General features: G+C 45.6%; 15 protein-coding genes and 1 pseudogene. 9 read left to right on the top strand and 7 right to left on the bottom strand.

Annotated elements, in window-relative coordinates; translation table 11 throughout:
- Together H6F63_RS14230 and H6F63_RS14225 are read left to right on the top strand one after the other, a co-directional pair.
- A partial coding sequence (locus H6F63_RS14230) for a transposase (protein ID WP_190638268.1) occupies nt 1-289 on the top strand: 289 nt, incomplete at its 5' end.
- Between the two features lie 45 nt (nt 290-334).
- Nucleotides 335-2,461, top strand: a complete 2,127-nt coding sequence (locus H6F63_RS14225) for a matrixin family metalloprotease (protein ID WP_190638267.1) — start codon at nt 335-337, stop codon at nt 2,459-2,461.
- A gap of 328 nt (nt 2,462-2,789) precedes the next feature.
- Here the strand turns inward: H6F63_RS14225 and H6F63_RS14220 are convergent, their stop codons facing one another.
- On the bottom strand, nt 2,790-3,383 hold the full coding sequence (locus H6F63_RS14220) for a DUF3611 family protein (protein WP_190441756.1): 594 nt from the start codon (nt 3,381-3,383) through the stop codon (nt 2,790-2,792).
- A 244-nt stretch (nt 3,384-3,627) separates the two neighbouring features.
- On the opposite strand from H6F63_RS14220, the gene H6F63_RS14215 reads away from it, so the two are divergent.
- The 3 genes from H6F63_RS14215 to H6F63_RS14205 all read left to right on the top strand — a co-directional run bounded on the left by H6F63_RS14215 (nt 3,628) and on the right by H6F63_RS14205 (nt 5,300).
- Nucleotides 3,628-4,122, top strand: a complete 495-nt coding sequence (locus H6F63_RS14215) for a hypothetical protein (RefSeq protein ID WP_190422579.1) — start codon at nt 3,628-3,630, stop codon at nt 4,120-4,122.
- 206 nt (nt 4,123-4,328) lie between these two features.
- Nucleotides 4,329-4,685 (top strand): PadR family transcriptional regulator, encoded by a 357-nt coding sequence (locus H6F63_RS14210; RefSeq protein ID WP_190422728.1) that lies wholly within the window; start codon nt 4,329-4,331, stop codon nt 4,683-4,685.
- A gap of 78 nt (nt 4,686-4,763) precedes the next feature.
- Nucleotides 4,764-5,300, top strand: coding sequence for a cofactor assembly of complex C subunit B (locus tag H6F63_RS14205; protein ID WP_190638266.1), 537 nt, complete (start codon nt 4,764-4,766; stop codon nt 5,298-5,300).
- A 193-nt stretch (nt 5,301-5,493) separates the two neighbouring features.
- On the opposite strand, the gene H6F63_RS14200 is transcribed toward H6F63_RS14205, so the two are convergent.
- Nucleotides 5,494-5,814, bottom strand: a complete 321-nt coding sequence (locus tag H6F63_RS14200) for a DUF3155 domain-containing protein (RefSeq protein ID WP_190441762.1) — start codon at nt 5,812-5,814, stop codon at nt 5,494-5,496.
- Nucleotides 5,815-6,262: 448 nt separating this feature from the next.
- On the opposite strand from H6F63_RS14200, the gene H6F63_RS14195 reads away from it, so the two are divergent.
- Nucleotides 6,263-7,621 carry a GAF domain-containing sensor histidine kinase gene (locus H6F63_RS14195; RefSeq protein ID WP_199298021.1) on the top strand — a complete coding sequence of 453 codons (1,359 nt, stop codon included), beginning with the start codon at nt 6,263-6,265 and terminating at the stop codon, nt 7,619-7,621.
- Nucleotides 7,622-7,649: 28 nt separating this feature from the next.
- On the opposite strand, the gene H6F63_RS14190 is transcribed toward H6F63_RS14195, so the two are convergent.
- The 3 genes from H6F63_RS14190 to H6F63_RS30070 form a co-directional block, all read right to left on the bottom strand.
- Nucleotides 7,650-8,915 (bottom strand): S-layer homology domain-containing protein, encoded by a 1,266-nt coding sequence (locus H6F63_RS14190; protein WP_190638265.1) that lies wholly within the window; start codon nt 8,913-8,915, stop codon nt 7,650-7,652.
- 381 nt (nt 8,916-9,296) lie between these two features.
- Nucleotides 9,297-9,719: a TerB family tellurite resistance protein gene (locus tag H6F63_RS14185; RefSeq protein WP_190638264.1), complete on the bottom strand. Its 423-nt coding sequence runs from the start codon at nt 9,717-9,719 to the stop codon at nt 9,297-9,299.
- An 82-nt stretch (nt 9,720-9,801) separates the two neighbouring features.
- Nucleotides 9,802-11,343: a 16S rRNA (cytosine(967)-C(5))-methyltransferase gene (locus H6F63_RS30070; RefSeq protein WP_242019780.1), complete on the bottom strand. Its 1,542-nt coding sequence runs from the start codon at nt 11,341-11,343 to the stop codon at nt 9,802-9,804.
- Between the two features lie 950 nt (nt 11,344-12,293).
- On the opposite strand from H6F63_RS30070, the gene H6F63_RS29430 reads away from it, so the two are divergent.
- Nucleotides 12,294-17,405, top strand: coding sequence for a CHAT domain-containing protein (locus H6F63_RS29430; RefSeq protein WP_199298020.1), 5,112 nt, complete (start codon nt 12,294-12,296; stop codon nt 17,403-17,405).
- 470 nt (nt 17,406-17,875) lie between these two features.
- Complete coding sequence (locus H6F63_RS14165) at nt 17,876-18,886, top strand: GerMN domain-containing protein (RefSeq protein WP_190638263.1); 1,011 nt, start codon at nt 17,876-17,878, stop codon at nt 18,884-18,886.
- A gap of 503 nt (nt 18,887-19,389) precedes the next feature.
- Here the strand turns inward: H6F63_RS14165 and H6F63_RS30065 are convergent.
- Nucleotides 19,390-20,022: pseudogene (locus H6F63_RS30065) on the bottom strand (PspA/IM30 family protein); the annotation flags it as partial.
- A 231-nt stretch (nt 20,023-20,253) separates the two neighbouring features.
- Here H6F63_RS30065 and H6F63_RS14155 point away from each other — a divergent pair.
- The gene (locus H6F63_RS14155; RefSeq protein WP_190638260.1) at nt 20,254-21,450 is read left to right on the top strand and encodes a Coenzyme F420 hydrogenase/dehydrogenase, beta subunit C-terminal domain; all 1,197 of its coding nucleotides are present in this window, start codon (nt 20,254-20,256) and stop codon (nt 21,448-21,450) included.
- Between the two features lie 62 nt (nt 21,451-21,512).
- On the opposite strand, the gene H6F63_RS14150 is transcribed toward H6F63_RS14155, so the two are convergent.
- Nucleotides 21,513-22,742 carry a methionine gamma-lyase family protein gene (locus H6F63_RS14150; protein ID WP_190638289.1) on the bottom strand — a complete coding sequence of 410 codons (1,230 nt, stop codon included), beginning with the start codon at nt 22,740-22,742 and terminating at the stop codon, nt 21,513-21,515.
- Nucleotides 22,743-22,858: the final 116 nt, after the last annotated feature.

Below are 22,858 nucleotides of genomic sequence, written 5' to 3'. Positions count from 1 at the left end.
GGCTGTGACTGACCTCGAGGTCATGGACATCTACCGATGCCGTTGGGGAATTGAGTTGTTATGGAAATTTTTGAAGATGCACTTGAAACTCGATAAACTGATTACCAAAAATCTCAACGGAATTGCTATACAGATTTATGCAACATTAATTGCTTATTTGATACTACAAGTTATAGAAATTCCTCAACAATGGGGGCAAAAGCTACTTGATAAATTTCGCTATCTTCAGGCGTGTATGTGTCAAGAAATCAGCTATGTACACTGGATGACTAAGTTAACTAAATGTTAACTCAAAGCTCTTAGATAGGAAGAGTCTATTCGACTATGTAAAGTTTTGTATCTAGATTCAACATTTCTGGGTTTGAACATCACTCCCAGCACTCAGACATTCTCAGACTATGTTGGTTCCTTAGATAAGAATGATTACTACCGCTTCACTCTCAACGGTCGTAGCAGCTTCAATCTTTCCCTCAGTGGAATGACCGCAAATGCTAATGTGCTACTGCTCAATAGTAGCGGTCAAGTTTTGCAGAGTTCAGTCAATACTCGTAGGACAGCAGAATCAATTCAAGCTACGTTGGATGGGGGCGACTACTACATTCGTGTTTACCCAGCTACCAGAAGAGCAAGCACTAACTACACTCTTGGGGTTTCTGCTGTCCCTACGGGCTATCAGTCTTACACTTTCAAATATACCTACGGCAACGGCGATTACTACACTGGTTCCGGTTACACCAGCTACGGCAGATATAGCCAAAATCAGTACATTAATGATACTTCTGCCAATGAAACTGGCTACTACGGTTCCTATCAAATAACTGGAGTTACTAATTACGCTGGTAGCCCTCCTCAACTGAACCAAGTCTTTGTTGGTAGTTACTACAACACGGAAAATAGCACTAGCTACACTCCTTCTTATGGTTATGGCAGCAGTGGATTAGGTAGCGAGTCTGGCTACTTATTAAGTGGCAATAGCGATACTTACTTTGGGGGTAAGTATTACGAAGCTGATTTCAATGGCTATCAGTCTTACACTTTCAAATATAGCTACGGCAACGGCGATTACTACACGGGTTCCGGTTACACCAGCTACGGCAAATATAGCCAAAATCAGTACATTAATGATACTTCTGCCAATGAGACTGGTAATTACGGTTCCTATCAAATCACTGGAGTTACTAACTACACTGGCACCACCTATGATTTGAACAAAGTATTTGTAGCCAGCTACTACAACACGGAAAATAGCACTAACTACACTCCTAATTCTGGTTATGGCAGCAGTGGATTAGGTAGCGAGTATGGCTACTTAATTAGTGCCAATAGCGACACTTACTTTGGCGGTAAGTATTACGAAGCTGATTTCAATGGCTATCAATCTTACACTTTCAAATATAGCTACGGCAACGGCGATTACTACACGGGTTCCGGTTACACCAGCTACGGCAGATATAGCCAAAATCAGTACATTAATGATACTTCTGCCAATGAGACTGGTAACTACGGTTCCTATCAAATCACTGGAGTTACTAACTACACTGGTAGCACTTCTCAACTCAACCAAGTCTTTGTTGGCAGCTACTACAACACGGAAAATAGCACTAACTACACTCCTAATTCTGGTTATGGCAGCAATGGATTAGGTAGCGAGTATGGCTACTTAATTAGTGGCAATAGCGACACTTACTTTGGTGGTAAGTATTACGAAGCTGATGTCACTACATCTACCCGTAGTTTCAACATCCAGTTTGACTACAGCTTTGATACCAACGGTTTCTTCACTTCTAGTCGCAGGGCTGTCTTAGAGGCAGCAGCTAGTATTTGGGAAAACATCATTCAAGATGAATTCGCTAATGTTCCTACTGGAACCAATCTCCATATTCTGAATCCTCAAACAAACGCGCTTGTTGACTTTAGTTCAACTTATGAAATTGACGATCTAGCGGTGTTTGTTGGTGCAAGAAACATAGATGGAGCAGGTGGAACTCTAGCAGAAGGAGGCTCGTCAGCTTGGTACTACAGAGGCAGTAGTCTAGATACTCGCTATAACAGCTCCGATAATTTTGAGCCGTGGACTGGCGCTATTAGTTTTGATTATTCAGAGTCATGGTTTTTTGATGCCACATCTAATACCTCAAATGATATTCCTGTAGAAAGTTCTGATTTTTTGTCGGTTGCAGTACATGAACTCGGTCATGTTTTGGGCATCAGTTATAACAGAAAAGCCTTCCAAAACTTAGTTTCTGGTGGATATTTCATTGGAGCTAACGCCAAAGCTTTGAATGGAGGCAATCCGATTCCGCTTTCTTCTGACCTGAGTCATGTGCAAGATGGTTTTTCGATTGGCAATATGGGAGAAGCTGCTATGGATCCTTCAATTACTAGGGGAACCAGAAAGTTACCCAATAATCTAGACATTGCTCTGCTAGATGATATTGGCTACCAAGTGAACTATATATAATTCTCCCTTTTTGCTGTCATCAAAGAAGTTGACCTTTTAACGCGATCGCATCCATCCATCGGCTCAAAGGAATGCGATCGCATCTTTCACGGAACAGGAAGAATATTTTCCATATTAATAGTCTGAAAAATTACCCTCTGGAGTTAGTACAAAACAAATGTGTTATTTGTAGGTTTTAGATTTTTAGGATAAATATGGACTCTTAAATATAAGTTTCACCATATTGGGCGAGTAGAGTGCTTTACGAAGGGGATTAGGGATTGAGGAAAACACTGGCAATTCTTCTGTTCCCCAGCCCGTCGTGAATCCCCTCCTTTCTAGCCTTCTGTTACTGTTTATTAACGCGACTGAGCAACCATAAAGAAACAATAACTCCTGCAACGTGGGCGGTAATCGTATGGGTATTTGCCAGCACCACAAAGATATCCAATGGTTGAATGAGCCGATTAATAAATTGAGGATCGTAGATTGCCACACCACCCTGAGCCTGAGAAAGAGACTTTGCCAGTAGAGTGCCAGTAATCGCTTCTGCCCCCACAACCGCCAGCAGTAGCCCTACCAAACTCACGGTTAATCCAAATCTTAAAACTTTAATCGCATCTGCCTTCTTAGGGCGCAGGTTAGGATTAGAATCTTTTAACTGTAAGCCTAAACGGGTGTATCGAAAAGCCTGATAAATGCTGAAATAAAGCACTAAAAGGCCGCAAACAGCAAAAAATATACTGCCCCCAGTCCCCGGATTACTGGCACCACCCCCGCCAGCACGGGGCCCGGCAGATGGGATGGCAAACAAAAAAATCAGGGTGGAGACAACAGATAGCACTAACTGAACCCAAAAGCCTATCCAGCCTGTTATGCGGAAAGCACTGGCAATCCGTTGTATAGCTGAAGGAACGGGAGGAGAGTCAAACTTTTCTTGCATGGCTTGATTTTAAGGCGGCTTGATTCCGGATGTCTCTAAACAAAAGGTGTTGTGTTGAACAAGTAGCGATCGCTCTCTGGTTTTAGAGTAATCTCTCTAATCAACAAAATACAAAGATGTTTAAACTCTGGAGAACTTTTAAGTCAACCTCGCCGTCACTCTGTCAAGAGCAGGCACCCGAATCACTTTGTGATTAAACGCCTGCCTTTTTCAAGAGCAGCCCAATCGAATTGGAAGCAGCATTATGAAGTTTCTGCAACCGACTCTTAGGCAGCATTTAGTTTCCGCCACTTACGCCATTGCTTTGGTGTGCAGTTTGGTGGTCTACCAAGGTGCCTTTACTCCAAAACCGCTTTCTGTGGTTCAGAAGCACTTTCGCGCGATCGCCACCGAAGATCCAGAGCTTACAGTCACTCAATACAGTGACAATGCCATTCTAATCCGATCCTATGGCGCTCTGGATGAAGTTTATCAGGGTCAGTCAATCTACCCAGCCTGGGAGGAATTTTTTTCAAAGTACCACATTCAAGACTTCCAGGTTGTCAAAAAACATCTTTCTGGCGACGAGCTGGCATTTGGCAAACAAACCAATCGCGTAATCGAAGCCCAGATCGCGATCGCTGCCAAGTCTAACCACGGAACTCCTGTAGTGCTGTCAATTTCCTACAAAGTCCAATTCGATAAAAATGGCAAAATCACCCATGAACTCTGGCAGGTCAACCCAGAACTGAGTGTCTAAAATTAATGGTATCGTTCAGTCTTTTTGTGAGAGAAAAGCACTAAAGCAACGAACTATTTACGTCTATAAGGGTGCATACAAGGGTGCAAGGGTGAGAAACGCGCTGATTGACGGGTGAATTTTCCGGGTTGATAAAAGCATCGTTAGTTTGGGGAAACATATCCCATTCCAAATTGTTTGGCTGGGGAGCTTAATGAGTTATGCACATGAAATTTGAGGATATATATCAGTTTTTTCAAGACCCTCCTCCCACTTATCTCAACAAGGAACTAGCGGTGTGTTATGTCCTTTGGGTCTTGTTGGGTGGGGAATCTTACGGGACAGAACTCATCGGACGACTTGAGAGTGAATATCCAACCTATCGACTCTCTGATACCGTCCTTTACAGCGCCCTAAAATTCCTAGAAGACCAAGCTGCCATCACTGGTTATTGGAAAAAAGTGGAAGGGCGAGGAAGACCGCGCCGGATGTATCAAATTCGCCCAGAGTGCCGGGATCAAGCTCTAGACCTTGCCCGTCTTTGGGACGACTATACGATGAGGGGGGATAAACAAGCAATCTGAAGAAAGTGCCAAATATTGGCGATAGGCGATACGCTATAGGCTATTGCCTATTTCTCATTGGCTGAAAGCTAGAAATCCGTGAATACGACTGTTTTATCCTCAACGTTTTTGTTAACACTGTTGTTGGCAGTTGGTCTATTTTTCTTTATTAGAGCCTCCGCAAAAGACCGAACCCAACGAGTACAACTCATTACAGAGCAATCCGAAGAATCCCTTCTAACTCAATTGCAGCAGTATTTTGACAATAGGGCCTATCAGGTTGCTGCCGTGGATGCGGCGCAAAATCAAGTTACATTTCAGGGATTTGTCCGCCCTAGCTGGTTTTTGGCTATTTTCCTGAGCCTGCTAGCCTTTTGTGGCTTCCTGTGTCTAGCACTCGTTTTAGCGATGCTTTTTCCCAATCTGGCTAAAGTTTTTCTTGGTTTAGTTCTCCTCTCGCCAGCAGCTGGAGTATTTTACTGGAAAAAAGCTGGTCGCAAGGAGCAGGTATCTCTCAAGGTGGAAGCCTTAGCAAGTGAAGCCACTGGAACCAAAAGCCTAATTACTGTCACTGCCCATCGTGATGAACTGGCGGCTTTGCAAGAGGCGCTGCAATTAAAGCCTGTGATTGAATAATCTATATTAACTCAAGGGTCGGAAAGGGGAAGGATGAGCAAAAAGAGTAAAAGGAAAAAGCGCCCCAAATAAAGGATGTAGCTTTGCTTCTCCGAATCTTATAGACCAGACCGGAAAAAGTGAAGAATTCTTTTTTGTATTAGAGCTTTTTGCATGAGAGCCTTTTTACTTCATCCTTCAGCCTTCCCACGTCTCAGTTGCTACGAACAGCCGCAACTGTAGGAGCTTGGGCGCTATTGTCCATTATCCTGAGACTGGGGAACAGAAAATGGTTTTCTTCGACATATTGAGCGCCAAACAATCCTTTTTCTGCCCAGAAGTACCGATCTGTGGTGTGTTCGTTCCGCTTTACGAGTAGCAAAGCGGGTGGAAGTATTCCCTCGGTTTGAATAAACCTTCTCGCAGCCGTGACCGGTTTATCTTCGCCGCTTTCGATACTAAACTGAGGCACGTGTTCTAGAATTCTCCGTCCTTCCTGCCGACGGCGACTTTTACGCTTACGTCTTCTAGCCAACGTCATTACCTCCTATTTATATTTGACAGTTGTAATGATAGATACAAAAACCGTCGCAAGTATATCGGTTTGAGTTCAAAATATCAACTGCTTTTCATGGACTGATACAAATCAAACAGAAGTTTAGAGATTCAAATAAAACAAAAGCAACTGGGTAATAGAGGCTCTTTAAGCTACCTTGCGCCCCTGAAACTTTAGCTTAACCCTAAAATTCGCTTAATTACCTTGTTTATGGGAAAATTTAGGTGGTCAAAAACATCTATGAAATTAGGATAATACCGGAAAAAATATAAATTTATTAACAAAATTTAAAAAAAATTGACAAATTTGCACGCCTTTTGGCTCTTGCGCCAGTTGCACCCAGGCGCGACATCATAGAAAGAAAGCGAGATCGGGATAATTCTACTCGGTGAAGCCGTTAAACATCGAAACAAAGGCGAATGTGTTTATGCCTACCAGTTCAGAATTCGTTGCTCTGTGCCAATCGCAGGTGGCACTGTTAACTCAAGGGCTGGGTGCTGCCTTGAGCGTTGTGTATTTGACCGAAGAACTGGTAGATGGTGTCCCAGCTAAGCTAAGACCAATTGTGGCTTACCCGCCGACAGCGAGGTCGTGGGAAACGGAGCGGGCTTTGGTCGCACCTTCTAAGGGGTCGATGGAATCTATTCCTCGGTTACGAGAAGCTTCCCGGCTGATGATTGCCCAAGAGTCGGCTCATACACCCCAGAAGGGAGCGGATGAGGGTATAGTGCGATCGCCCGATACCGATCATGCTATAAGCGGTTCCTCTCGTCAAATCGTACTACCCCTGATTCATGAGGGTGTGGTGATGGGGTTTTTGCTGACAGCGCGAGAAGACAGACCTTGGAACGAGGGAGAACGAGCGGCAATTGAACGCATTGCTGGGACGCTGGCGATCGCTTGTTTTCTAGATCAACGCTCTGAATGGTTCGAGCAGCAGTTAAGTAAGCAACAGCGTCTTGGGGAGCAACAGCGCGACCTCTTGGACGATCTTGTACACCAATTTCGTAATCCCCTAACCGCTTTGCGGACGTTTGGCAAATTGCTCGTCAGAAGACTGCGACCCGGAGATGCTAACCGGGAAGTTGCTAACAGCATCGTGCGTGAAAGCGATCGCTTGCAAGAATTGCTCTTGCAGTTCGACCGAGCAGTTGCTATGAATCAAGAAGAGCTAGAACCAAGTTATACACTGCCATTAGCGTCGGCGCCAATTGCGGCTTCTTGCCCATTACCTGCATCCCACTCCCTACTTCCCGATTCAGCGCTGACGTTGGAATCTTGCTTGGTAGCAGAAGTTTTGTCACCGCTTTTAGTTAACGCAAAAGCGATCGCCTCTGAGAGAAATCTGACTTTACTCTCCAAAATTTCCCCAAACTTGCCGCCAGTGCAAGCTGATGCCAAAGCGTTGCGGGAAGTGTTGAGCAATCTAATCGACAATGCCTTGAAGTATACTCCAGCCGGAGGACAGGTTTATATTCAGGCAGGAGAGCAGCGTTCCTCGCCGCAAGGAAATTTTCAAGCGATCGCCATTAGCGACACTGGCCCCGGCATTCCAACCCAAGATAGAGAGCATCTGTTTGAGCGACATTATCGCGGAGTTCAGGCAGAAAGTGACATACCTGGGAGTGGATTAGGGTTAGCGATCGCGCGAGATTTAGTTCAACAAATGCAGGGTGAAATAGAAATAAAAAGCCCAGCTGTATTAAGCTGGGCTTCTGATAGTTCCCCCCATACCTCAAGACCGGGAACAACATTTATTGTTTGGTTGCTAATTGCCAATAGCTAATTGCTAACTTCTGCCTATTAGCCATTCCCTACTGTCTAATCACCAAATCCTCGCGCAATCTCAGATTCAGATCAGTATCCGGGTCAATTGCAATCAAGCTAACTTTGTCCCGACCGAGGAACAGACCGATTAAACCGCCGATACCAACACCGCCCAAAACTTCTTCGGTAGCGATCGCTTTGTCACCAGTCACCGCCGAAACCGCCGCAGCCGCAGCCGCACCCAAGGCAGCATCCTTGATAATATTACTCAGGCTGGCACCCTTAGTAACTTCTTCGGTTTTAGTAATTGCCTGAGAAAAGGCATTTATCGGTAGCCTTTGATTATTCGGCAGAATCAGCTGCTGGGCAACAAACCGGGTGCCTCCTCTGTTAGGTGCAGGTTGCAATTCACCCACAACCTGACTACCAGCAGGAATTAGCACAGTCCCTTCGGCGGTAGTAATATTAGCCGCCACCGTCAACGTCAGGGGCGCCCTTTCGTCAGGCGTGACGAGAATTTTTTCTTTATCGTACCTAACTGGAATAGTGGTTCCAGACGGAATAGCTAAAGTTGTGTTTACTGGAGGTGTGTCTGGTGTGCCATTAAGCGCCACAATATAGGGCGAATTAATTGCTGTGACTTGCCCAGCGCTAACCAAAGCTTGGTAGATGAAAGCTGCCACCTCAGCACGAGTAGCATTCCGAGTTGGATTCAGCGCTCTAACAGTAGGATAGTTCACCACGATGCTCTTTTCTGTAGCAGCAGCAATGCTGTTGCGAGCATAGTTAGAGATAGAAGAAGCATCGTTATAAAGTTGCAAGCTGCTGGCTACATTACTGGTGCTGTAGTTCAAACCATTTGCCAAAGAAACCAGAACTTGTTCGCGAGGAATATTCTGTCCGGGGCGGAAGACATTACCGGGATAACCCGATAAAAATCCCATTGCGTAAGATTCCCGAATCGCGTTGTAAGCCCAGTAGTTTGATGCAACATCGCTAAAATTGACAGGGTTGCGGATGTTAGCTTTATCAAAAGCTTTACGAACCATAGCCGCAAACTGAGCGCGAGTTACTGGATCGTTGGGGCGGAATGTACCATCAGGAAATCCTGCGATAACATCTCTTCTTGCCAGTTCTACAATAAAATCTCTTGCCCAATAGTTTGAAGATACATCGCTAAAACTGACAGTAGTTTGAGCAACAGCAGGTGCAGGTGTCATCATCGTTTGCACCATTGGTGCCACCGTGCCTGATGTCATTCCCAATAACATTAATAAAGCTGTTCCTGATTGTATGCGCTTGAAGTTAGACATTGTGAGCGTTCTCCGTTTTTCTCGTCCCTTTGTTTACTTTGACCTGCAATTCTTTAATAGGTTCCTAAAAATTTGATGTCAAATCATTTTTTTTTAGTTTTTGACAAAATAGGGAAAAAGATACAGGTTCAGCGGAAAGTTGTACTCTCCCTAAGACTTAAAGACGCATGGGTGGTAAAATAGTTGCTTGTTGTAGAAAAACTCTTAATCCTCGTTTTCTGGTTGAGTAATATAGTTTGTTCCCTGGGGAGGCTCTTGCCTTCATTTTCTCGCTCCTCCCCCTCCGGACTGGAAGAGTATTACAAGAAAGGCACACCTATATATAGGTGTGCCTTCACTGACAAAATTCGGATGAAGAAATTCAACTTGAAGAGAGATTTACTACCCCTGAAGGTCAGCCCATCGACGGTAGAGTTTTTGAATCGCTTTCAGGACAGGGCTAGGAGTAGACTTCTGCGTTTCGCTGTTGGGATCTAGAAGCTGTAATCGAGTCAGGAGTTTAGCTTCCTCAATTGCCACCTCGCCATCGCTGTAAATTAAGGCGCTGATGGCTTCGATAAGGCGCTGGTAATCTTCCATGTTAGGGCGATCGCCTAAATAATCCTGAACCCAATTGTAGACCTCGCTGGGGCTTACAGATACGAGTTCGTACAATAAAGGCTGAAGCTCTGGATCGTCAGCAATGCCTTTTTCCTTGGCTACTCGCTGGAGATATTGCCGTTCTTCTGGCTGTATTCTGCCATCAATCCAAGCCGCACCGATGAGAATCTTGACAAGCTGTTTAATACTGGAATTGGCGACCATAGGCTTTTCTCTACTTTCCCCTAACAGATTAATTCATCAAGCATCAACAGAATATCGCAACCACAACTACCATATAGACTTATTAATGTTTCTGTTGTAGCCGAACCATAAAGAATCCATCCATTTGATGTCGGTGAGGCCAGACTTTGATCCACCCAGCGGGGGTACTAAAAGCTGAAAAAGGGGAATTGGGGTTGGGTGGCGAAATTCGCCATTCTTGGTGACGTTCTAAAAAGGCGTGAATCACACCTTCATTTTCCAACGGATGCAGCGTGCAGGTTGCATAAACTAACATTCCGCCAGGTTTTACCCAAGTAGCTACTTGATCTAGGAGTTCCCCTTGAAGCTGCGAAAGTTCCCGAACTGTGTCTGGAGTTTGCCGCCAACGCGCATCGGCGTGGCGGTGCAGCGTACCGAGTCCTGAGCAGGGAGCATCTAATAAGACGCGATCGCCTGTGTTGATAAACTGAGTTAAGCTGCGGCTGTCGCCAACCTGAATTTGAATCGACTGTAAGCCTAGCCGTTCGGCGTTTTCTTTGAGTTTTCGGAGGCGGGAAGCAGTCTTGTCGCACGCCCACACTGCCCCCTTGTCTCCCATTAATTCTGCAATATGAGTAGTTTTTCCTCCCGGTGCAGCGCAGGCATCAATTACCACTTCACCAGGTTGAGGATCTAATAGATAACTTACCAGTTGGGCGCTACTATCTTGCACCGTCCACCAACCCTCACTGAAACCGGGCAACTTTTCGATTTTGGATTTTGGATTGGGGGTTGGGGATTGGGGATTGGGGACTGGGGATTGGGGATTGGGGATTGGGAATTGGGGATTGGGAATTGGGGATTGGGGATTGGGGATTGGGGATTGGGGATTGGGAACCCTTGAAGATTCTTCACCCAGTCCCCAGTCCCCAGCCCCCAGTCCCGGTGTCCCTGCGTCTCCCCTTTCCTCCGCCTTTGTGTTAGTCAATCTTAAAGCTTGCGGTAGATGGGGAACACGAGTGACACCAACACCAGCAGCTTGCATTGCTGCTTCTACTTCCTCTATTGAGGTGCAAAGGGTATTTATCCGGAGGTCAATTGTTGGGGGTTGGTTCAGCCATTGACAGAGTTGTTCAGTCTCTGTCTTTCCCAACTCGTTTAACCAAGCTTCAATAATCCAGTCGGGATAGCTGTGTAAAATTCCTAAGTGTTCAACTGGGTTTTCTGGCAGTTCCAAAGACGCGATCGCATTTGTCTCTACAAGACGGATATACTGTCGCAATAAACCATTAACAAAACGGGAAAGTCCAGAAAATCCGTTTTCTTTAGCTAGTTCTACGGTGGTATTGACAGCAGCCCAAGCAGGAATCTGGCTCAGATAAGCCAGTTGGTACAAGCCTAGATGTAAAATGCTGCGCAGGTCTGGAGGTTGTTGGTGAGATTTTTTTTTGCCTAATCGGTCGATAAGAAAGTCAAGCGATCGCACTCTTCTCACACTCCCATAAACTAATTCTGTCACCAACCGTCGATCGGGAGCGCTCAGATCGGCTTTTCGCAGCACTCGGTCAAGTGCCACATCAGCGAAAGCCCCTCGGTGAACGTCTCTCAGGGCGATAAATGCTATTTGGCGAGGATTTTGCTCCATTCAGTTTTTACCGACGTTTAGCGATCGCATTCTAATACTTCCATAGTTTGGGAGAACTTTCTTGATGCTGACAACAGTCATCAGCCAGATCCTTTGCTCCTCTCATATCCCTGATTGAGCTTTCTTGCTTAATTTATGTAAAAGTTAGTTGCTATTGGATTAATACGTTGGCAACGCCAATGGGTAGATAATAGATTTTAAAATTTTCCCCTACCTATCCCAATAATTTCGCCCTACTGTAAGCCCAGACTAAATTAATCTTCGGTTCGCGTTATCTTTATATTTAATACAAAAGAAACTTTTAATATGTTTTAAGTAACTTACTTATTGTTAACTTTATAAATTGTTTATGACTGTAGTGGTAGCTTAGAAAAAGCTAAACATCCTCTCGATCAGATCGGAAGAAATTTTTTGCATTGGGCAATCAGCAGATACCCCAGATGCCATTTAAAAAATTCTGAGGATGGGATGCGATCGCACTGTGCTAAGTAGGTGAGCGTAAATAAACAGGCGTAGTAGAGCGGGCTTTCCCCACCAGTCACTACATTTGTAAAGCAATACCCACTCTACCGCCAGAAGCTAAATCCTCTGCCCAAGACAGAGACACTAATTTAAAGATGATGATAATCTACTGATCGGCAAGGTTTGTAGATTGAGCCATCAGTAATTTTTACTCACTTAACATTATGTGGGTCAAGTCTACCCAACCCAAAATAGCCCTGAGTGCGTAGATTAATATAACAGTGCAACCGTAAACCTGAGTCTTACTTAAAAGAGTTTAAACCGGCTCAGAGTTAGGGGAAAAGAGGGGTAAGAAGGAAGGATGCTGCCTACAAGTATCTGGAGTTAGTTTAGATCCACTCAGGCAGGCAGCAGTCAGGTTCACCACACTAGAACCGGACTTGGTGCAAGTCCAGTTCTAGGAGATTCAGCAAAACATAAAAGAGCTTGTGAAATTAGGATTCAGAAGAACTAGCCAAATTTTAAGTATATTTTTAGTCGCAGCAGCAACAGGCGGCAAATACGTGCTGGCACAAACCATAGTTCCAGCATCGGACGGCACAGGAACGATTGTCAGTCCTTCGGGAACTTCTATATACAATATCACTGGCGGTCAGCTATCGGGAGACAAAGCGAATCTGTTTCACAGCTTCACCAAGTTTGGCATCGACCAAAATCAGATTGTCAACTTTCTCTCCAACCCATCCATCCAGAACATTTTTGGCAGGGTAGGAGGTGGAGAAGCCTCGGTTATTAACGGTATTATCCAGGTTACAGGCGGCAACTCCAACTTATTCTTACTCAACCCAGCTGGCATCGTCTTTGGTGCAAACGCTATTCTTAACGTGCCTGCCTCTTTTACTGCCACCACCGCTACTGGGATCGGCTTTAATTCGGGTTGGTTTAATACAATGGGCGGCAATGATTATGCTGCTTTGGTAGGCAATCCTAATGCTTTTGTCTTCAACACCTCCCAGCCTGGAACCATTATCAACGAAGGTCAGCTGTCTGTAGGCACCAATCAAAATCTCACCTTGCTGGGGGGTACTGTGGTTAGTACAGGAGAGTTGCAAGCACCAGGAGGTAAAATCGTCGTTGCCGCTGTACCTGGTGAAAGCTTGGTTCGTATCTCTTTGGCGGGAAATCTGCTGAATTTGGAGGTAGGGACTGGGGACTTGGGACTGGAAATCGGAAATCCTAATGCCTTATCTTTGCCGCAACTGCTTACGGGTTCTGGTGTGGGGAATGCCACGGGGTTGACACTGGACAACAATGGTCAAGTGAGACTGACAGGCTCTGGATTGTTGGTGGAAAATGGAGATGTGGCAATCAAGGGAGCGATCGCTACTCAAACAGCTACACTATCAGCAGCTAACAACCTGACTCTGGTGGAAAGCCAGCTGTTGACAACTGGTAACTTACAGTTATTGGCTCAAAATACGGTGCGGGTGCGGGATAGTGTGGCGAATCCCTTTATCGCCCATGCTGGAGGCAATCTCTTCATCCAGGGCAATCAGAACATTGATATCCTAGCCCTAAATCATCTTTCACAGACACCTTTTGTTAGCGGCGGCGACCTGAATCTGGTTAGCGATGGCAATATCTCTGGGGATACTCACTTTGCCAGTGGCGGTAGTTTGTCGATGCTGAAATTGTCAGGTCAACCAGGAGACTTTGTTAGTCTCTATGACCCAATCATCAGCTCTAATGGTAATGTTTCTTTCGGAAATTATAGTGGTGTCGCTCTCAAGATTGAGGCTAAAGGTAGCATCCAGGGTGGCAATATTACGATTACAGGGCCAGACATTAACATACTTCCGGGTTCAGACCCAGATATTGCCCTTTTAACCGATCCGACTACAAATGGCGCATTGATTTTGCGGGCGGGCGTGGACGAATTAGCCAATCCTGTTAATATTTCTGCACCTTTCTCATCCCCCGCTACCGGCTTGTTGCCAGCCGGCAGTATTCAGGTAGGCAGAATCAACACAGGAACTAACATTAATGGTGTAAATGCTGGACCTGTAATTGTGCAGGCTAAGGGCAATATTAATATTTTCAGAATTAGTGCTAGTTGGAATGGTTTAACAGGTTCAGGTAATGGCGGCAATATTAATTTAGATGCCGAGGGAGACATTACTATTAATGATAGTAATGTCTCCGTAAGTAGTAATGGAAATGGCGGCGATATAACTTTCAATGCTGCTGGCAGTATTTCATTTCTAGATGTTCTCTCTAGGGGTGAAAATGGCATTGGTGGCAATATTACTATCACTGCTGGCAGCAACATTGAAAGCGACGACATTCAGACGAGAGGTGGTTTAAATGGTGGGAATATCACCATTATCAGCACTGGTGGCACGATTAATACTGCTGCAAGAAATGCCGAAGGCAGCGTGGCATCTTGTATTTCAAGTTCGGGTGTTTTTTGCGCTGCTGGCAGTACTGGTGATATTAGTCTCACGGCCGCTAATGGCATTATTTTAGGCGGTTCTAATGTGACTGGTTCCGATCAAACTGGCACTTTGAAGGGGAGGAATATCACCTTAATTAGCAACGAAATTGATTTTACGAGAGATAGACCGATTAGCGGGACTGGGGATATTACTATTCAACCGTTTACGCCAGATGGTGCGATCGCTATCGGTGGAATTGACAACACTACAACTGCTTTGGATCTGACTGCAACTGAGTTGGGTTTATTGCAAGATGGCTTTGCTTCGCTTACTATCGGCAGAATTGACGGTAGCGGGACGATTACCATCCCCAGTAACATCATTTTCAGTGATCCGGTGAAGATTCAGTCTCCCAACGGCGCGATCGCTGTTAATGGCATAATTACTGGGACAGGGAACGCCTCAATTACCCTCAACAGTGCCACTACAACCTTAAATGCTGCCATCGCTACAAGCGGTACTGACATCACTCTGGGCAATAATATCCAGCTTGGTACTGATATCACCCTCGATTCTGGCGGTGGAAATATTACTTTCAACGGCAGTGTTGATGGAAATCAACGCTTAACATTAAATAGCACAGGCACAACGACCTTTCTCGGTGCCGTCGGCAGTAACAATCCCCTAAATATCCTCACAACCGACGCTCTGGGGAATACACGAATTAATGGAAATGTCAACGCAAGTCAGATAAATTTTCAGGACACTTTAGAGTTGCTATCTGACGCGACACTGACAGCCGCTGAGATTAATTTGGGGAACGCAGTCAGCGGTAGCGGCAGGAATTTGGGATTGCAACCTTTAACACCCAGTCAAAATTTAACGATCGCAGCGACAGGGACATCATTTGCAGATGGCTTCAACTCGATAAATATCGGTCAAGCTGACGGATCGGGCGCGATCGCATTATCGGGTGACATCACCTTCAACGATCCAGTGATAATGCGATCGCCACTTTTGTCGGGTTCCATCACCGCAACTGGAACGATTACGGGGTTAGGCGATGCCTCAATTACTCTACTGGCAAACCAGAACATTACCACAAACAACATCACCGCCAATGGGGGAATTAACCTTACCAGCCTTCAAGGATCTGTTAGCACCAGAAACCTGAATTCCTCAGGAGTGACTCAGGGTGGAGACATCAATATTATTGCTAGTAACACAATTACCACTGGTGCGATCGATAGCTCTAGTTTAGGGGATGGCGGTAACGTCACTCTAGATCCATCTGGCAATATCCAAGTCGTCTCCATTAACGCCCAAGGTGGCACCAATGGCACTGGCGGCAATGTAGACATTAGCACAGAGAGATTTTTTCTGGCTACAGGCACCTTCACCGACCAAAATCAGGAAATAGCAAGCATTTCGACAGCCGGGGGGGTATGGGGAGGAGACATTACAATTCGGCACGGTGGTGGTTTGCGAAACACTCCCTTTAATGTGGGTGATGCAACCAACAACGGGACAAGCGGTTCTCTGACGAGTGGAAATTATGCGATCGCGCCAAACCAATCGTTTCCCGGCAGCTACACTTTAGGCAATATTAAAATCATTACCGATTTCCGTCCGCCGGTATCGCGTCCCCCGATGATGCCGCCTGAATTGCCACCCCCTCCGGTGGTGATGCCGCCTGTAGTGCTACCCCCTCCAGTGGTGATGCCGCCTCTAGTGCTACCTCCTCCAGTGGTGATGCCACCTGTAGTGGCACCCCCAGATGTTGTGATGCCACCTGTAGTGGCACCCCCGGATGTTTCGTTCCCAAGCCAAACAGCTTTAATTGATTCACAGCTTGAGTCGTTACAAATTTCGCCCAGTAACGATCTGGACTCAGATTCGATTGACTTTCAGATTGGGGAGTTAGAACAGAACTTCACCCAGCAATTTGAGCAACATCTTAAACAACCAGCTATCACTCGCGGCCCCTCATCCCTGCCAGATATTCGCAACCAGCTGCGAAAAATCCATTCAGCAACAGGCATTAAACCAGCGATAATTTACGTCTTTTTTGTTCCTGCTGTCAAAGTATCCGTTGATTCGGAATTAATCAAAAATCCAAACTCCGAACTCCAAAGTCCAGAAGACGAACTGGAACTGGTTCTGGTGACTTCCAAAGGGAAAACCATTCGCAAGGTAACTGGTGTTAAGCGATCGCAAGCGCTCAAAGTCGCTCAACAATTTAGTAACAAAATCAAAAACGTTGCCAGCCAGCAGGGGTACCTTACCTCTTCCCAGCAACTCTATCAGTGGCTGATAGCACCCCTAGAAGCTGATTTACAAGCTGAAGACATCCAGAATCTGGTATTTATTTTAGATTCCGGTTTGCGCTCCATGCCCCTAGCTGCTCTCCATGATGGCAAACAATTTTTGGTGGAAAAGTACAGCCTCAGCCTGATGCCCAGTCTCACCTTAACTGACACCCGCTACACAAACATCAAAAACTCCAAACTCCTAGCAATGGGTAGTTCAGAATTTTCTAATCAAAAGCCTTTACCAGCGGTACCAGTCGAGTTAGCTACGATTACGCAATTGTGGCAAGGTAAGTCATTTCTTAACGATGGCTTCACTCTGGAAAATCTCAAAAGCCAGCGTTCCAAGCAGCCTTTCGGTATTGTCCACCTAGCAACTCATGCCGAATTTCAGCCCGGAGACATCAGTAATTCTTATATCCAGTTGTGGAATCAACAACTACGCCTCGACCAACTGCGAACTTTGGGCTGGAATAACCCGCCAGTGGAATTATTGGTTCTAAGTGCCTGTCGCACAGCATTGGGAGATGAAGAAGCTGAGTTGGGGTTTGCTGGATTGGCGGTACAAGCAGGCGTTAAGTCAGCGCTGGCAAGTCTCTGGTACATCAGCGATGAAGGGACATTAGGAGTGATGACCGAGTTTTATCAGCAGTTGAAGAAGGCACCTATCAAGGCGGAGGCTCTGCGGCGGGCGCAAATCGCTATGCTTAAGGGGCAAATTCGCTTGCAGTCAGGATATTTATATAACTCTAAACAAAGGGTGGATCTCCCGTCTGAATTATCAAATTTAAGAAATACAACCTTTACTCATCCCTATTACTGGGCAGCATTTACTATGATTGGCAATCCTTGGTAAGACTAATCTGCCAGCAGCTCAAACATAGGGGCTTGCAGTTGAGTCCCATACAGACCTAACAAGAACAGCCTTCCTTGTAGGGCGCAGGTAGGGACACAGGGACACGGCAATGCCGCGTCCCTACTTTTCCTTTAATTAATTTATGCCACTACATAAATTGTCCTCGACACCTCTTAAAAAAATAGCCGATTGGCAACTGTCCCAAAGTCTCGCAACTATATAAAAATGTTTGTTGCTAAACAAAGTGCTTCTGCTATTGGAGCCAGAAACATTTAGCGTACTTTAAATGTCACTTTAAATATTGACACATAATTAGCTTACTTTTATGCTCAAGGCTTTTTAAGGTATAGAAGTAAAGCTTCACAAGTTTCGGAATCTAAATTCTTATGCGCCAACCAACCTTACTTAATTTTTGTCTTTTCGTGGCATTTGTGGGAATTAGTGGCTGTGGTAGCCAAACAATAAATGCAATGTCGTCACAAAGACTATCACCCGCTGAATCATTAACTAACGCAACAATCTCGCAACAAACCAATTTAACTAAACAAGCAACTCCAGCCGTATCTGCCCAAGCTCCAGCAGCTGTCAAAAAGGTTAAAGTTTTTTTTCCTAAAAACCCCCAAAGCGGCCAAGATTTCACTTATGTTGAGCCAGTTTTGCGGACAACTTCAAGTGCCAGCGTTGCTCAGTTTGCTATTGAGCAATTAATCGCAGGGCCGACAAGTCAGGAAAAAGCTCGTGGGTTGAGTGACCCTATTGAATTCAAAGGCACTTCCAACTGTGGCAAAGATTTTACACTTTCTATCACTAATGGAACTGCCAGACTGAAATTTTGTAAATCGGTAATTTCAGGAGGCACTGGAGATGATGCTCGTCAAAAAAGCTCTATTAATACCACCCTTAAGCAATTTGCAACTATCAACTCAGTTATTATTCTGGATAGAAACGGCAAATGCTTAAGTGATCAAAGTGGCGAGAATACTTGCCTAAAGAAAGCCGAAAAACTGACAACTGAATCGGGACTATCGATTGACGGACTTGGGTCAGTTAAAATTAACATGACTGTTGCTCAGGCATCAAGCGTTGCTGGGACTCAAATAGTTCCATCCCGGCAAAATCCCAATCGCGTCTGTGACTACTACAAGCCAGCAAATGGGCCTGAGGGTGTTACTTTCATGGTCACGGAAGGTCGTATCGCTACGGTAGAAGTTGAAACCAATAAAATTACCACTGTTCATGGTATCAAAGTTGACGATACAGAAAGCACAATTAAGTCTGCTTATCCCGGACAAATTCAGGTAAGTCGTCTTCCCAACAGCGAAAAAGGTAAAGCTTGGGTTGTTCAACCAAGCAGCTTTGCTGACAAAGACTTCCGTCTCGTTTTTGTCTCTCCGAATGGCGAGACTGTAAATCGCATGATTGCTGGTAAAGTTCCAGAAGTTAATTATGCAGAAGGCTGTCTTGACGTTCGCCCTGGTTGATAGGGTTTTAGTGTAAATTTGTTAACCCAGCTATCAAAACTAGCTGGGTTTCGCGTTTTAGTGGAAGGTGGGAATGCGATCGCGCTTTTTCCCATCTGCCCTCAATCATGAAGCAGGGTAAAGAGTCTATTTGCTATTAGACAGTCTGCTTGTTAAAGGTTATCTAGTTGCTTTTTTAGGTCTTCCAATTCGTTATCAACTGGTGGATTAGATTTAGAGGTAGTACTTGGGTTAGCTAGGGGTAATTGTACTTGGGTTGTGTAAGAACCAGTTATCTGAGCTTTCAGCGCCTCCCATTCATCATCAACGTCGTTGCCATCCAGCATGGCAAATTGCTCTTCTAAATTATGGGAAACTAATTCCTGCGTGGGCTGGGAAAGAAAATCTTTAGTAGCCACTTCCGTCCTAGGCTGGGAACGAACTTCCTGAAGCATATCTCTCACCTCTTCTAAAGCAGTGGAATTCAGTGTAAGGCTGTTCACAATAGCTGTCTGCTGAATTAGTAGTTGAGCTTTCATGGCTTTAAGCTCACCTTCAAGCTTCAGCAATCGAGTTTCGACACAAGAAGGAGTTTGTTGAGTAACCACCTGAGAACGGGCTTCCAGTTCCAAAACTTTTTCTTCCATGCGCTCGAAGGCTCCCATCGCGCTGCTGGTTCCCAAGCGTCCCACAGTGTTTTGCAACTGCTCGTTGGCTTTAGCAGCTTGCGCCCGTGCCTTGAGCCTATCCTGTTGCTGTTTGGCTTCAGAAATTTTACTTTCCAGGGCAATTAAGTTGCGATTGAGATTTTCTACCTGAGCCTTCTGCTGATCCAAAGTGGTTTTCAGGGTAGCAGCAGTTTCGGCGTGTGTCTTCTTGCGTACCAGCGCCTCTCTAGCAAGATTCTCATCGCCTTTTTGGATAGCCAGCTGAGCGCGTTGTTGCCAGTTGTTTGCTTCAGTTTGGGCTTGGTTGTACTGTTGCTGAATCCGTTTTTGAGCAGCAATGGCTCTGGCAACTGCTTGACGCAACTGCACCACGCCTTCTTGCATATCAATGATGGACTGATCCAAAATTTTTTCTGGGTTTTCAGCCTTGCTAAGCGCGTCATTCAGATTGGCTCTGGCATTTAGGCTAATGCGCTCGAATAATCCCATGAGTTTCTTGCCTTTTAAGGAATATGAGAATTCACAAGCTCTGGTATCAGCTCAGATAACTATCGCAGTGGTATCTGAGTAGTAGAACTGACTCAAAATTAAACTAAGTCAATTATTAATGCTTCGTAATAATTACTGAAGTTTTCATCATCTTTCTGGCTTTTTGTGTAAAAGTAAGCTTTGGGCTATCTTGCTCAGATAGATGTTTTTAGTTAATAAACTGCCTTTAATATGACTTCGGTGCGCCCTCACGATAAAGCCAAAGCCCTCAAATCCTCTAGCCGTCGCCCTGCTAAAGAACTCTGTAGCGAATGTGGGCTGTGCGACACATACTATATTCACTATGTCAAGGAAGCGTGTGCATTTCTTAATCAGCAGATAGCTGATCTGGAAGAACAAATTCACGGAAGAAGCCGCAATCTGGATAATCCCGATGATTGGTACTTTGGGGTTAGTCAAGAGATGATGGCGGCGCGGAAAACTGAGCCAATTGAGGGGGCGCAGTGGACGGGAATTGTCAGCACTATCGCCATCGAAATGCTCAATCGCGGCATGGTTGAGGGCGTTGTCTGCGTCCAGAATACTAAGGAAGACAGATTTCAGCCAATGCCGATAATTGCTCGGACTCCAGAAGAAATTCTGGCAGCGCGGGTGAATAAACCAACGCTGTCGCCTAATCTTTCTGTATTGGAGCAAATTGAGCAATCTGGGATGAAGCGGCTGTTGGTAATTGGCGTTGGTTGCCAAATTCAAGCATTACGAGCCGTTGAGAAGGAACTGGGACTAGAAAAGCTTTATGTTTTGGGTACGCCCTGTGTGGATAATGTTAACCGCGCCGGGTTGCAAAAATTCTTGGAAACCACTAGCCGTTCCCCGGATACAGTGGTGCATTACGAGTTTATGCAAGATTTCCGGGTTCACTTCAAGCACGAGGATGGCTCTATGGAAATGGTGCCTTTCTTTGGATTGAAGACCAACCAGTTGAAGGATGTCTTTGCGCCTTCTTGCATGAGCTGTTTTGATTACGTCAATTCTCTGGCAGATTTAGTAGTAGGTTACATGGGCGCACCTTTTGGTTGGCAGTGGATTGTGGTGCGGAATGACACTGGCAAAGAAATGCTGGATTTGGTGCAAGATCAGATAGACACGCAGCCAGTGATGTCCCACGGAAACCGCAAAGAAGCTGTACAACAAAGTATCCCCGCCTACGATAAAGGCGTTACTCTCCCCATGTGGGCGGCAAAGCTGATGGGAGTCGTGATTGAAAAAATTGGCCCCAAAGGTTTAGAGTATGCCCGTTTCTCGATTGATTCCCACTTCACCCGCAATTATTTGTACGTGAAGCGCAATCATCCAGAGAAGTTAGAGGCGCACGTACCAGAATATGCCAAGCGGATTGTCGGGCAGTATAAATTGCCGGAATCTTAGAAGGTTTCGCGCCAAGACGCAAAGGCGCAAAGTGTTTCTTCGCGTCTTGGCACGAAATTATTCTAAGCTGGGCCGATGGCTTCAATCGCGGATTCAAGAGCGATCGCTACATGGCTCCAATGGGTTCCCCCTTGACAAAACACCACGTATGGTTCTCGCAGCGGCCCATCTGCGGAAAACTCTAAGGTGCTGCCCTCAATAAACGTACCCCCAGCCATTACTACCTGGCTCTCATAACCAGGCATTTCATCTGGAACTGGTTCCAGATAAGAACCTATGGGTGAATGCTGTTGAATCGCCCGACAGAAGGCAATCAGCTTCTCTGGAGAACCGAGTTTGATTGCCTGAATCACATCGCGGCGAGGTGCCATTGGCAAAGGATTCACTGGGTAGCCTAGTTTATCAAATACGTAAGCTGTGAGGTGATTGCCTTTCATAGCTTCTCCTACCATTTGCGGGGCGAGGAACAATCCCTGGAATAGCAGGCGATTTTGATCGAAGGTGGCACCCCCAGCAGAGCCAATTCCGGGGGCTGTTAGGCGACAAGCGGCAGCTTCCACTAATTCTGCTCGTCCGGCAACGTAGCCGCCAGCTGTGACAATCGTACCACCGGGATTTTTAATCAAAGAGCCTGCCATTAGGTCAGCACCAACGGCGGTTGGTTCCCGATCTTCAATAAATTCTCCGTAACAGTTGTCAACGAAGCAGACAGTGTGGGGATTTTGTTGTTTGACTAAATAGACGATTTTTTCAATTTCGGCAATTGAGAGGCTGGAACGCCAGGAATAACCGCACGAACGCTGGATCGAAACCAGACGAGTGCGATCGCTTATACCATGAGCCAACGCTTGCCAGTCTATTTTTCCTTCGCTAGTAAGAGCCAATTCTCGGTAATTTACGCCAAAATCAAGTAAAGAGCCTTGATTTTTGCCTCTTATTCCAATGACTTCTTCTAATGTGTCATACGGCGCACCCGCAACTGATAACATTTCATCTCCCGGACGGAGAACGCCAAACAAAGCGCAGGCGATCGCATGAGTACCGGAAACAAACTGCACCCGCACGGCAGCTGCTTCTGCTCCCACGGCTTGGGCAAACACTTTATCAAGCGTTTCCCGCCCTAGATCGTCGTGTCCGTAACCACTGACACCCGCGAAATGATGCGCTCCCACCCGATGGTGACGAAAAGCTTCTAGCACTTTTTTGAGATTTTGCTTGACTGTCGCGTCAATTCCGGAAAAAATCGGAAGCAGTGCCTTTTCTGCTTCGTGTAGCTGTTGAAAGCTGTTCATCATCACCTGGAAAAAGAGATTTTCTATTTATATTAGATTTTGGAGCGTTTTCCCCAAACCAAAATCTGCTTTCCCAGGCGTAAGGACAAGGCTCTAGCCTTGTCCCTACTAGGAAA

It is taken from the genome of Trichocoleus sp. FACHB-40, from assembly GCF_014695915.1.
Lineage (GTDB): Bacteria > Cyanobacteriota > Cyanobacteriia > Cyanobacteriales > FACHB-T130 > Funiculus > Funiculus sociatus.
The sequence above is the reverse complement of the archived record's forward strand: the minus strand, read 5'-3'. Positions and strand labels throughout refer to the sequence as shown.